Source organism: Pseudomonas guariconensis (assembly GCF_040822035.1).
GTDB lineage: Bacteria > Pseudomonadota > Gammaproteobacteria > Pseudomonadales > Pseudomonadaceae > Aquipseudomonas > Aquipseudomonas guariconensis.
This window is the reverse complement of sequence record NZ_CP162012.1, coordinates 5,278,704-5,289,184: the sequence shown is the minus strand read 5'-3', so window position 1 is coordinate 5,289,184 and position 10,481 is coordinate 5,278,704. Positions and strand designations below refer to the sequence as shown.

General features: G+C 58.7%; 11 protein-coding genes. All 11 read left to right on the top strand.

Annotated elements, in window-relative coordinates; genetic code table 11:
* Positions 1-291: 291 nt before the first annotated feature.
* The 11 genes from rpmH (at position 292) to atpB (ending at position 10,400) form a co-directional block, all read left to right on the top strand.
* Positions 292-426, top strand: coding sequence for a 50S ribosomal protein L34 (gene rpmH / locus AB1N67_RS24610; RefSeq protein ID WP_003253163.1), 135 nt, complete (start codon positions 292-294; stop codon positions 424-426).
* A gap of 13 nt (positions 427-439) precedes the next feature.
* The gene (rnpA, locus tag AB1N67_RS24605) at positions 440-844 is read left to right on the top strand and encodes a ribonuclease P protein component (RefSeq protein WP_070574400.1); all 405 of its coding nucleotides are present in this window, start codon (positions 440-442) and stop codon (positions 842-844) included.
* On the top strand, positions 837-1,082 hold the full coding sequence (gene yidD / locus AB1N67_RS24600; RefSeq protein WP_011536514.1) for a membrane protein insertion efficiency factor YidD: 246 nt from the start codon (positions 837-839) through the stop codon (positions 1,080-1,082). The genes rnpA and yidD overlap by 8 nt, the downstream gene beginning before the upstream one ends.
* A gap of 2 nt (positions 1,083-1,084) precedes the next feature.
* Positions 1,085-2,767, top strand: coding sequence for a membrane protein insertase YidC (gene yidC, locus AB1N67_RS24595; protein ID WP_102081171.1), 1,683 nt, complete (start codon positions 1,085-1,087; stop codon positions 2,765-2,767).
* An 83-nt stretch (positions 2,768-2,850) separates the two neighbouring features.
* On the top strand, positions 2,851-4,221 hold the full coding sequence (mnmE, locus tag AB1N67_RS24590) for a tRNA uridine-5-carboxymethylaminomethyl(34) synthesis GTPase MnmE (RefSeq protein ID WP_070574402.1): 1,371 nt from the start codon (positions 2,851-2,853) through the stop codon (positions 4,219-4,221).
* A 504-nt stretch (positions 4,222-4,725) separates the two neighbouring features.
* The gene (gene mnmG, locus AB1N67_RS24585; RefSeq protein WP_043214202.1) at positions 4,726-6,618 is read left to right on the top strand and encodes a tRNA uridine-5-carboxymethylaminomethyl(34) synthesis enzyme MnmG; all 1,893 of its coding nucleotides are present in this window, start codon (positions 4,726-4,728) and stop codon (positions 6,616-6,618) included.
* Positions 6,615-7,265, top strand: coding sequence for a 16S rRNA (guanine(527)-N(7))-methyltransferase RsmG (gene rsmG, locus AB1N67_RS24580; protein WP_043214199.1), 651 nt, complete (start codon positions 6,615-6,617; stop codon positions 7,263-7,265). The genes mnmG and rsmG overlap by 4 nt, the downstream gene beginning before the upstream one ends.
* A gap of 18 nt (positions 7,266-7,283) precedes the next feature.
* The gene (locus AB1N67_RS24575) at positions 7,284-8,075 is read left to right on the top strand and encodes a ParA family protein (RefSeq protein WP_367863461.1); all 792 of its coding nucleotides are present in this window, start codon (positions 7,284-7,286) and stop codon (positions 8,073-8,075) included.
* A gap of 9 nt (positions 8,076-8,084) precedes the next feature.
* On the top strand, positions 8,085-8,957 hold the full coding sequence (locus AB1N67_RS24570; protein WP_043214196.1) for a ParB/RepB/Spo0J family partition protein: 873 nt from the start codon (positions 8,085-8,087) through the stop codon (positions 8,955-8,957).
* A gap of 149 nt (positions 8,958-9,106) precedes the next feature.
* Positions 9,107-9,514 carry a F0F1 ATP synthase subunit I gene (locus AB1N67_RS24565; RefSeq protein ID WP_043214193.1) on the top strand — a complete coding sequence of 136 codons (408 nt, stop codon included), beginning with the start codon at positions 9,107-9,109 and terminating at the stop codon, positions 9,512-9,514.
* Between the two features lie 16 nt (positions 9,515-9,530).
* The gene (gene atpB, locus AB1N67_RS24560) at positions 9,531-10,400 is read left to right on the top strand and encodes a F0F1 ATP synthase subunit A (RefSeq protein WP_023383137.1); all 870 of its coding nucleotides are present in this window, start codon (positions 9,531-9,533) and stop codon (positions 10,398-10,400) included.
* The last annotated feature ends 81 nt before the right edge of the window (positions 10,401-10,481 follow it).

Genomic DNA, 10,481 nt, shown 5'->3' with positions numbered 1-10,481 from the left:
GATTTCCTGAAACGCACGCGGATAAAGGCCTGGGGTAGGTTATCCACAGATCGTTATCCACTAAAGATCTATAAGTTCTTCAGAAAAGCTTTTTATATGTCCTTCTTTTTTTTCATGTTGTCCTCTCGCCCACGTCCGGATCAAGCCACCTGACGGCATTCGACCCCTCCGTACCTTCTATAGGCAAAAGCTGGTTGGAAATTGACCTATGGGCTTGCTTTCTCTAGAATCGCCGGTCTCTTAAAAAGGGGGCCATTCCGGCCCGTTGTCGACAAACCCAGGTAACACGCCATGAAACGTACTTTCCAACCAAGCACCATCAAGCGCGCGCGCACCCACGGCTTCCGTGCCCGTATGGCTACCAAGAACGGCCGCGCTGTTCTGTCGCGTCGTCGTGCCAAAGGCCGTAAGCGTCTGGCAATTTGATTTTTCGGCACAGGTGGTGAGTCAGGACTTCAGTCGGGATAAGCGACTGCTTACACCCCGGCACTTCAAAGCGGTCTTCGACTCCCCAACCGGCAAGGTTCCAGGGAAAAACCTGCTGATCCTTGCTCGCGAGAACGGCCTCGATCATCCACGCCTCGGCTTGGTGATCGGCAAGAAGAGCGTCAAGCTCGCCGTTCAACGCAATCGTCTCAAGCGCTTGATGCGCGATTCGTTCCGTCTGAACCAGCAGCTGCTCGCCGGGTTGGACATCGTGATCGTCGCGCGCAAGGGATTGGGCGAGATTGAAAACCCAGAATTGCACCAACACTTTGGCAAGCTCTGGAAGCGACTGGTTCGCAGTCGGCCCTCTCCAGCGGCTAATGCCGATTCCGCAGGGGTAGACAGTCACGATGCGTAAACTGGCACTCGTTCCGATCCAGTTTTACCGTTATGCCATTAGTCCACTGATGGCCAGTCACTGTCGTTTCTACCCCAGTTGCTCCTGTTACGCTTATGAAGCCATTGAAAACCATGGCCTCTTGCGTGGTGGGTGGCTGGCCGTTCGTCGCCTGGGGCGTTGTCATCCGTGGAACGACGGTGGTTTCGATCCCGTTCCGCCCGCTCCTTCCTCCCGAACTTCTTCGATAGCCGAGTAATCATGGATATTAAACGCACGATCCTGATCGTCGCCCTGGCAATCGTGTCCTACGTCATGGTCCTGAAATGGAACCAGGACTACGGTCAGGCTGCCTTGCCGACTCAGAATACTGCTGCCAGCAATGTTGCCCCGGCGCTGCCGGACACCGTTCCGGCCGGCAATAACGGCGCCAGCGCCGATGTGCCGAGCACCAATGCTGAAGCGACCCCAGCGGAGCTGGCACCTGTCGCTGTCAGCAAGGACCTGATCCGGATCAAGACTGATGTCCTGGACCTGGCTATCGACCCGGTCGGCGGTGATATCGTCCAGTTGACTCTGCCGAAGTACCCGCGTCGCCAGGATCATCCGGACATTCCGTTCCAGCTGTTCGACAACGGTGGCGAGCGCGTCTACCTGGCCCAGAGTGGCCTGACGGGCAGCAACGGTCCGGACGCCCGTTCCACCGGCCGCCCGCTGTACGCTTCCGACAGCAAGAGCTACCAGCTGGCTGATGGCCAGGACCAACTGGTGGTGGACCTGAAGTTCAGCGAAAACGGCGTCAACTACATCAAGCGCTTCAGCTTCAAGCGCGGTGAGTACGACCTGACCGTCAGCTACCTGATCGATAACCAGAGCGGCCAAGCCTGGAACGGCAACCTGTTTGCCCAACTCAAGCGTGACGCCAGTTCCGATCCGTCGTCGAGCACTGCTACCGGCACCGCCACCTATCTGGGCGCAGCCCTGTGGACAGCTTCGGAGCCGTACAAGAAAGTGTCGATGAAGGACATCGACAAGGGCAGTTTGAAAGAAAATGTGTCCGGTGGCTGGGTTGCCTGGCTGCAGCACTACTTCGTGACCGCCTGGATCCCGAATAAATCGGACAACAACGTCGTCCAGACCCGCAAGGACAGCCAGGGCAACTACATCATCGGTTACACCGGTCCCGCTCTGAACATCCCAGCTGGCGCCAAGGCTGAAACCAGCGCCATGCTGTATGCCGGTCCCAAGATCCAGTCCAAGCTCAAGGAACTGTCCCCAGGGCTGGAACTGACGGTCGACTATGGCTTCCTGTGGTTCATTGCCCAGCCGATCTTCTGGCTGCTGCAACATATCCACAGCCTGCTGGGTAACTGGGGCTGGTCGATCATCGTCCTGACCATGCTCATCAAAGGTCTGTTCTTCCCACTTTCCGCCGCCAGCTATCGCTCGATGGCGCGTATGCGCGCCGTTGCGCCGAAACTGGCCCAGCTCAAGGAACGCTTCGGTGATGATCGCCAGAAGATGTCCCAGGCGATGATGGAGCTGTACAAGAAAGAGAAGATCAACCCACTGGGTGGCTGCTTGCCGATCCTGGTCCAGATGCCGGTGTTCCTGGCGCTGTATTGGGTACTGCTGGAAAGTGTCGAGATGCGCCAGGCCCCATGGATGCTGTGGATTACCGACCTGTCGATCAAGGATCCGTTCTTCATCCTGCCGATCATCATGGGCGCCACCATGTTCATCCAGCAGCGTCTGAACCCGACTCCGCCGGATCCGATGCAAGCGAAGGTCATGAAGCTGATGCCGATCATCTTCACCTTCTTCTTCCTGTGGTTCCCAGCCGGTCTGGTGCTGTACTGGGTTGTGAACAACTGCCTGTCCATCGCACAGCAGTGGTACATCACCCGTAGCATCGAAGCCGCAACCAAAAAAGCTGCTGCTTGACCAACGGCTGACGGCTGTGAATAAAAACGCCCCCTCGTGGGGCGTTTTTGCTATCTGTGTATTTTCCGTAGAGGTTTTCGAGCATGAACACTGTGCGTGAAACCATCGCCGCCATTGCAACCGCCCAGGGGCGCGGAGGCGTTGGCATCGTCAGGTTGTCCGGTCCACTGGCCAGCCAGGCAGGGCAGGCCATCACCGGCCGAATCCTGACGCCACGCCATGCCCACTATGGCCCGTTCCGTGACAACGATGGCCTGGTGTTGGATGAAGGCATCGCCTTGTTCTTCCCGGGGCCGAACTCATTTACCGGCGAAGATGTCCTGGAGCTGCAAGGTCATGGTGGTCCGGTGGTGATGGACATGCTCCTGCAGCGTTGTCTGCAGTTGGGCTGCCGCCTTGCACGCCCAGGTGAATTCAGCGAACGGGCGTTTCTCAACGACAAACTCGACCTCGCCCAGGCTGAAGCGATCGCCGACCTGATCGAGGCGAGCTCCACCCAGGCAGCGCGAAACGCCCTTCGCTCACTGCAGGGCGCTTTCTCCAAGCGGGTGCACGATCTGACCGAAGCGTTGATCGCATTGCGCATCTACGTCGAGGCGGCGATCGACTTCCCTGAAGAGGAGATCGATTTTCTAGCCGATGGCCATGTACTGTCGATGCTCGATAACGTGCGCAGCGAGTTGTCCACAGTCCAGCGTGAAGCCGGGCAGGGCGCTTTGCTGCGCGACGGCATGACCGTCGTCATCGCTGGTCGTCCGAATGCCGGAAAGTCCAGCCTGCTCAATCGCCTGGCTGGTCGGGAAGCCGCTATCGTCACGGACATCGCCGGGACCACGCGGGATATCCTGCGTGAACATATCCACATCGATGGCATGCCGCTGCACGTAGTGGACACCGCTGGCCTGCGCGACACCGACGATCATGTGGAAAAGATCGGCGTCGAACGTGCCCTGAAGGCCATCAATGAAGCGGATCGGGTGCTCTTGGTAGTGGATTCCACAGCGCCGGAAGCAAGCGATCCGTTCGCCCTGTGGCCAGAATTTCTCGACAAGCGGCCAGACCCAGCCAAGGTCACACTGATACGAAACAAGGCCGACCTCAGTGGTGAGTCAGTCGGCATGGAGCAGTGTGAAGATGGCCATGTGACCATCACCCTCAGCGCCAAGGGTGAAGACGGTGGGCTGGAGTTGTTACGCGATCATCTCAAGGCTTGCATGGGCTACGAGCAGACTGCCGAAAGCAGTTTCAGCGCCCGACGGCGTCATCTGGAAGCCCTGCGCCAAGCCGAGTCGCATCTGGAGCATGGTCGCGCTCAACTGACCTTGGCCGGCGCCGGAGAATTACTGGCCGAAGACCTGCGACAGGCACAGCAAGCACTGGGCGAGATCACCGGGGCCTTCAGTTCCGACGACCTGCTGGGACGTATCTTCTCGAGCTTCTGTATCGGCAAATAGCGTCGCGCCGAGGTTTTACACAGAGCCGCTCCACCGGGAGCGGCTTTTTTTTGCCTGTGGAAAGACCCGGCGGGCAGCCCGATCGCGGAAAAAATCATCAACAGATGCGAAGCAGAGCGGATAAGATCTGTGGAAAAGTCGCCTTCAGCACCGTTGATAACCAGCTATTTTTGTTGAGGACAAACCGCCCTGTGGGTAATTGGCACTTTAATCCACAGGTTAAACGCTGTTATCCAGAACCCTCATGCCCCTTCAAACACAGGGTTTTGAATCCACCAAGAGTGCATGGATACTGGGCTGCATAAGTTTATCCACAGGGGGCTGGGTGCATAAGAATAAACATAAAAACAAAGCTTTTTTAAATTTTTCCTCTTTGTTTTCTTTTACCTGCCATTCATCCACAGCCTGGTCAAATTTTGCTCAGAAGGTTCCTTTGAAGGGGGTGAAGTCCCTATACTTGTCCGCTTACCTTCTCTATTCGCAAAAACAGGCACGAGGTGCGTGGTGGATTTCCCTTCCCGTTTTGAAGTGATCGTCATCGGCGGCGGCCATGCCGGTACCGAGGCTGCGCTTGCGTCCGCACGCATGGGTGTGAAAACCCTGCTGCTGACCCATAACGTGGAAACCCTCGGTCACATGAGCTGCAACCCGGCTATCGGTGGCATTGGCAAGAGTCACCTGGTCAAGGAAATCGATGCGCTCGGCGGCGCCATGGCGCTGGCCACCGACAAAAGCGGCATCCAGTTTCGTATCCTGAACAACCGCAAAGGCCCCGCCGTCCGTGCGACCCGTGCCCAGGCTGACCGCGCTATCTACAAGGCCGTGGTCCGCGAGATCCTGGAAAACCAGCCGAACCTGTGGATATTCCAGCAGTCCTGTGATGACCTGATCGTCGAGCAGGACCAGGTCAAAGGCGTCATTACCCAGATGGGTCTGCGCTTTTTCGCCGACTCGGTGGTTCTGACTACTGGTACCTTCCTCGGTGGACTTATCCACATCGGTCTGCAGAACTATTCCGGCGGTCGTGCAGGCGATCCGCCCGCGATCGCCTTGGCCCACCGCCTGCGTGAACTGCCGCTGCGCGTCGGTCGTCTGAAAACCGGTACCCCACCTCGTATCGACGGGCGTTCGGTTGACTTCTCGGTGATGACCGAGCAACCCGGTGACACACCGATTCCAGTCATGTCGTTCATGGGCAATGCCGACATGCACCCACGCCAGGTGAGTTGCTGGATCACCCACACCAATGCCCGTACCCACGAGATCATCGCCTCGAACCTCGACCGTTCACCGATGTACTCGGGCGTCATCGAAGGCGTAGGACCGCGGTACTGCCCATCGATCGAAGACAAGATCCATCGCTTCGCCGACAAGGAAAGCCACCAGGTGTTCATCGAGCCGGAAGGCCTGACCACCCACGAGCTATACCCCAACGGCATCTCCACTTCGCTGCCGTTCGATGTGCAACTGGACATCGTCCGCTCGATCCGTGGCATGGAAAATGCCCACATCGTTCGCCCGGGCTACGCCATCGAGTACGACTATTTCGACCCGCGCGACCTCAAGTACAGCCTGGAGACCAAGGTCATTGGCGGGCTGTTCTTCGCCGGGCAGATCAATGGCACCACCGGCTACGAAGAGGCCGGGGCCCAAGGTCTGCTGGCCGGCACCAACGCCGCGCTTCGCGCCCAGGGCCGTGACAGCTGGTGTCCGCGCCGCGACGAGGCCTACATCGGTGTACTGGTCGACGACCTGATTACCCTCGGTACCCAAGAGCCATACCGCATGTTCACTTCGCGTGCCGAATACCGGCTGATCCTGCGCGAGGACAATGCCGATCTGCGCTTGACAGAGAAGGGCCGCGAGCTCGGGCTGATCGACGACGCCCGCTGGGCGGCGTTCTGCGCCAAGCGTGAAGGCATCGAGCGGGAGGAACAGCGGCTGAAATCCACATGGATCCGTCCGGGAACGCCCGAAGGCCAGGCGGTTGTGGATAAGTTCGGCACGCCGCTGAGCCATGAGTACAACTTGCTGAACTTGCTGGCGCGTCCTGAAATCGACTATGCCGGATTGATCGAAGCGACCGGTGGGGAACAAATCGATCCACAGGTGGCCGAACAGGTCGAGATCAAGACCAAATACGCCGGCTATATCGACCGTCAGCAGGAAGAAATCGCCCGCCTGCGTGCCAGCGAAGATACCCGTCTGCCTGTGGATATTGACTACACCACGATTTCCGGGCTGTCTAAGGAAATCCAGAGCAAGCTCGGCCAGACGCGTCCAGAGACCCTCGGGCAGGCTTCGCGTATTCCGGGCGTGACGCCCGCCGCAATTTCCCTGTTGCTGATTCATCTGAAAAAACGCGGCGCAGGCCGCGAATTGGAGCAAAGCGCTTGAGTTCCCTGGTCACCCCGCAACATGCAGAAGAGTTGTCCACAGGCGCGCGCCAGCTCGGTGTCGAGCTGAGCCCGCAACAGCAGGAAAAACTGCTGGGTTACCTGGCCCTGTTGATCAAGTGGAACAAAGCGTACAACCTGACCGCAGTGCGCGACCCAGACGAGATGGTGTCGCGCCATTTGCTGGACAGCCTGAGCGTCATGTCGTTTATCCACAAAGACACCCAGCGTTGGCTGGATGTCGGCAGTGGCGGCGGTATGCCGGGGATTCCGTTGGCCATTCTGCATCCGCACAAGCAAGTGACGCTTCTCGACAGCAATGGCAAGAAGACACGCTTCCTTACCCAGGTGAAGATGGAGCTCAAGCTGGACAACCTGCAGGTTATCCACAGCCGGGTGGAAGAGTTCCAACCGGCGCAGCCGTTCTGCGGGATCATCTCTCGTGCGTTCAGCAGCATGGAGAACTTCACCAACTGGACACGCCACTTGGGCGACGCCCGGACGCAATGGCTTGCAATGAAGGGGCTGCATCCGGCCGATGAACTGGTAGCATTGCCCGCAGACTTCACAGTGGAAAGCGAGCAGGCCCTGACCGTTCCGGGTTGCCAGGGCCAGCGCCATCTGCTGATACTGCGCCGCAAGGCATGACTGGGAACACACGCAACAATGGCTAAGGTATTCGCAATCGCGAACCAGAAAGGTGGTGTGGGCAAGACCACCACCTGTATCAATCTCGCCGCATCGCTGGCCGCGACCAAACGTCGCGTGCTGCTGATCGACCTCGATCCACAGGGCAACGCCACCATGGGTAGTGGTGTGGACAAGCACGTCCTGGAGCATTCGGTCTATGACCTGCTGATCGGGGAATGCGACTTGGCCCAGGCCATGCACTACTCCGAGCATGGCGGCTTCCAGCTGCTGCCGGCCAACCGCGACCTCACCGCCGCCGAAGTGGTGCTGCTGGAAATGCAGATGAAGGAGAGCCGCCTGCGCAACGCGTTGACGCCGATCCGCGAGAATTACGATTTCATCCTCATCGACTGCCCACCCTCGCTGTCGATGCTGACCCTCAATGCCCTAGTCGCCTCCGATGGCGTGATCATTCCGATGCAGTGCGAGTACTACGCGCTCGAAGGTCTCAGCGACCTTGTGGATAACATCAAGCGCATCGCCGCCCGCCTGAACCCGGAGCTGAAGATCGAAGGTCTGCTGCGGACCATGTATGACCCGCGCCTGAGCCTGAACAACGATGTGTCGGCCCAGCTCAAGGAGCACTTCGGAGACCAGTTGTACGACACGGTCATTCCTCGCAACATTCGCCTGGCCGAGGCGCCGAGTTTCGGCATGCCGGCCCTGGCCTACGACAAGCAATCGCGTGGCGCACTGGCCTACCTGGCACTGGCCGGGGAACTGGTGCGCCGTCAACGCCGTCAATCACGCACTGCACAGACAACTTAAGGAATCCGCATGGCCGTTAAGAAACGGGGTCTCGGACGTGGGTTGGATGCACTGCTCAGTGGTCCTTCCGTCGGCGCGCTCGAAGAGCAGGCTGTGAAGGTGGACCAGAAGGAACTGCAACACCTGCCGGTCGAACTGATCCAGCGTGGCAAGTATCAGCCACGCCGCGACATGGACCCCGAAGCGCTCGAAGAACTGGCGCACTCGATTCGCAACCAGGGCGTGATGCAACCGATCGTGGTCCGCCCGATCGGTGAGAACCGCTACGAAATCATCGCCGGTGAGCGCCGCTGGCGCGCCACCCAGCAGGCTGGCCTGGACACCATTCCGGCCATGGTCCGCGAAGTGCCGGACGACGCCGCCATCGCGATGGCCCTGATCGAGAACATCCAGCGTGAGGATCTCAATCCGCTGGAAGAAGCCCTGGCGCTTCAGCGTCTGCAGCAGGAATTCGAGCTGACCCAGCAACAGGTCGCTGATGCCGTGGGCAAGTCACGGGTTACCGTGGCCAACCTGCTGCGCCTGATCTCACTGCCCGAAGCGATCAAGACCATGCTGGCCCACGGCGACTTGGAGATGGGCCATGCCCGTGCATTGCTTGGGCTGGAAGAAAATCGCCAGGAAGAGGGGGCGCGGCATGTTGTCGCACGTGGCCTTACCGTGCGCCAGACCGAGGCATTGGTGCGTCAATGGCTCAATGGCAAATCTGATCCGGTCGAGCCGAGCAAACCTGATCCGGATATCGCGCGCCTTGAACAGCGTCTGGCAGAGCGCCTGGGCTCGGCGGTTCAGATACGTCATGGCAACAAGGGCAAAGGCCAACTTGTAATTCGTTACAACTCTCTTGATGAGTTGCAAGGCGTACTGGCTCACATTCGCTGAAACACTTCCTGTTGTAGCGCGCAGTCGGAAATCACTACCGAATAGTTGAATAGGGGTTAAACCACCCCTATACTCTGCGCGCATTTTGTCGGCACAAATTATGCCAAGTCATTGCTGACTTGACGGTCGACTTTCGAGGAGCAGTTGTGATGGAAATCCGCACGCCAAACCGCTTGCCTTTCCATCGCTGGGCGGTTTTTCCGGTACTGCTGGCTCAATGTATCGTGTTTCTGCTGGCAACTCTGGTGTTGTGGCAGTGGCAAGGAGCGGTCAGCGGTTATTCAGGTCTCTGCGGAGGGTTGATTGGCTGGCTGCCCAATGTGTATTTCGCCTGGAAGGCTTTTCGCTATAGCGGGGCCAGGGCAGCGCAGGCCATCGTCAAGTCGTTTTACGCAGGCGAGGCAGGCAAATTGATTTTGACGGCAGTGCTTTTTGCACTGACCTTCGCAGGAGTGAAGCCATTGGCGCCGTTAGCAGTATTCGGCGTCTTCCTGCTGACCCTACTGGTCAGCTGGTTCGCGCCCCTGCTGATGAATAAAAGACTTTCGAGACCTTAGGGCGTTTGAGGCAACCATGGCAGCAGAAACCGCTTCGGGCTATATCCAGCACCACTTGCAGAACCTGACCTACGGTCAACTACCAGACGGCAGCTGGGGCTTCGCCCATTCGGCTGCAGAAGCCAAGGCAATGGGCTTCTGGGCGTTCCACCTGGACACCCTGGGTTGGTCCGTCGCGCTGGGTCTGATCTTCCTGTTCATCTTCCGCATGGCAGCCAAGAAGGCGACTTCCGGCCAGCCTGGCGGTCTGCAGAATTTCGTCGAAGTGCTGGTGGACTTCGTCAACGGCAGCGTGAAGGATTCCTTCCATGGCCGTAGCCCGGTGATCGCCCCACTGGCGCTGACCATCTTCGTCTGGGTGTTCCTGATGAACGCCATCGACCTGGTACCGGTCGACTGGATTCCGCAGCTGGCCATCCTGATCTCTGGCGACCCGCACATTCCGTTCCGTGCCGTGTCGACCACCGACCCGAACGCGACCCTGGCCATGGCCTTCTGCGTGTTCGCCCTCATCATTTTCTACAGCATCAAGGTCAAGGGCCTGGGCGGCTTCATCGGTGAGCTGACCCTGCACCCGTTCGGCAGCAAGAACATCTTCGTTCAGATCCTGCTGATCCCTGTGAACTTCCTGCTGGAATTCGTCACCTTGATCGCCAAACCGATCTCGCTGGCACTGCGTCTGTTCGGCAACATGTACGCCGGCGAACTGGTGTTCATCCTGATCGCCGTGATGTTCGGCGCCGGCATCCTCTGGCTCAGCGGCCTGGGTGTGGTGCTGCAGTGGGCGTGGGCTGTGTTCCACATCCTGATCATCACCCTGCAAGCCTTCATCTTCATGATGCTCACCATCGTCTACCTGTCGATGGCTCACGAAGATAACCATTAAGACCGCCTGGCGTGTCTGATAGCCTTCCCTGCCTGTTTGGGGGGAAGGCTGAAAACGTCCGCAAGGGCACCGCTGTACCAA

Excerpts from the sequence above, each read along its gene's own strand:
- rpmH (WP_003253163.1), top strand. The coding sequence starts at position 292 with ATGAAACGTACTTTCCAACCAAGCACCATCAAGCGCGCGCGCACCCAC.
- yidD (WP_011536514.1), top strand. The coding sequence starts at position 837 with ATGCGTAAACTGGCACTCGTTCCGATCCAGTTTTACCGTTATGCCATT.
- yidC (WP_102081171.1), top strand. The coding sequence starts at position 1,085 with ATGGATATTAAACGCACGATCCTGATCGTCGCCCTGGCAATCGTGTCC.
- mnmE (WP_070574402.1), top strand. The coding sequence starts at position 2,851 with ATGAACACTGTGCGTGAAACCATCGCCGCCATTGCAACCGCCCAGGGG.
- AB1N67_RS24575 (WP_367863461.1), top strand. The coding sequence starts at position 7,284 with ATGGCTAAGGTATTCGCAATCGCGAACCAGAAAGGTGGTGTGGGCAAG.
- AB1N67_RS24570 (WP_043214196.1), top strand. The coding sequence starts at position 8,085 with ATGGCCGTTAAGAAACGGGGTCTCGGACGTGGGTTGGATGCACTGCTC.
- AB1N67_RS24565 (WP_043214193.1), top strand. The coding sequence starts at position 9,107 with ATGGAAATCCGCACGCCAAACCGCTTGCCTTTCCATCGCTGGGCGGTT.
- atpB (WP_023383137.1), top strand. The coding sequence starts at position 9,531 with ATGGCAGCAGAAACCGCTTCGGGCTATATCCAGCACCACTTGCAGAAC.